The sequence below is a fragment of the Methylobacterium sp. WL116 genome, assembly GCF_008039455.1.
Lineage (GTDB): Bacteria > Pseudomonadota > Alphaproteobacteria > Rhizobiales > Beijerinckiaceae > Methylobacterium.
The window spans coordinates 1-1,195 of the sequence record NZ_VRUV01000875.1; the positions used below are offsets into that span (position 1 = coordinate 1).

The 1,195-nt window shown below is 76.9% G+C and carries 1 pseudogene; it reads right to left on the reverse strand.

From position 1 onward, the window contains the following. Window positions 1-1,139: pseudogene (locus tag FV223_RS28100) on the reverse strand (hypothetical protein); the annotation flags it as partial. Window positions 1,140-1,195 lie beyond the last annotated feature (56 nt).

A 1,195-nucleotide genomic window follows, 5' to 3' on the forward strand; every position in this document is an offset into this window, starting at 1 on the left:
GCACCGGCGGCGCGGTCGGCCGGGGCAAGCCCGGGGAACAGGCGATGGAGGCCCGCGGCCTGAAGGCTCGCGAGGTCGGCGTATCCGGTGAGATCGAGGAGGCGGCGGTTGGCCGCCAGCACCGCGTCGCCGCGGTGGATCAGCATCGAAAGGGGGAGGTCGTCCAGGGGCGGAGCGACGCCGTCCGGCTGCACCGGCGTCTCGGGCTCCACGGCCCTGAGCGTCGGGAACGGCATCACCGCTCCGCTCGCGCCGCGCGCGTCCGCGGCGTCGGCCGGGTCCCGGATCTCGTCGTCGCCGGCGTAGCGGGCGCCGAGCGCGCGGGCGATCTCGCGGAAGGCCGCGTGCTCGGTCACCGACAGGGCGGCGTCGGCGCCCTCCTGCACCGCGACCGGGCTTTCGCTGGGCGGGCTCTGCTCGACGGGCGCCGGCTCGGGGTCCGGCAGGACCGCGATCGGCGCAGGGGCGGCGTCGATATCTGGCACCGGCGCCGGGCCGCGGGCACCGGACCAGGGATCGCGCGCAAATGGATCGCCGGCCCAAGGGCTGCCGAAGCGGGCGGCGGTGATCGTCGCCGGCGGCCACGCGGCCTTGCGGATGTCGGGCAGCGTGCGATCGGCTCCCTCGGAGCCCGGGCCGCCCGCCTCCGCGTCGGGCGGGGAGACGGTGTCGGGCAGCTGGGGATCGGGAACGGGGACGACCGGATCCGGACCGGCTTGCGCCGCATCGGTCGGGGGTTCCAAAGCTGCCGACGGTGCAATCACCGCGCGCACCACGCCGTACCCGCCCAATCCCGAGAACGTGTCGCCGCTGCGGCCGAGGCAGGCGCCGGACAGGTCGAGGGCGAGCGCACCGATCGGGCCGGCGTCCAGCACGGCCGGCAGCGCCCGAAACGTGCGCCGGGATCCGACCGCGGCGAGGAACGCGTCTGCATCGCGCAAGCGGCCGGCCCCGGCGAGGTCGGCCCAGCTGTGCCCGACGAGGCGCGGCGCGAGCGGCCCGAACGATGCCCCGGAGATCGTCGCGAGGCGGTCTGCCGCATCGCTCCGCCAGACGAAGCGATCGCCGGCCATGGGCACGACCGCGTCGCCCGGATCGAGCGCGATCGGCGCCGCGGCCGCGACCGGAGCGGCCGGCATGACGTGATCGTCCGGCCGATCCGTGGTCGCGGGCGGAACCGGGCGCGGGCGGAAGG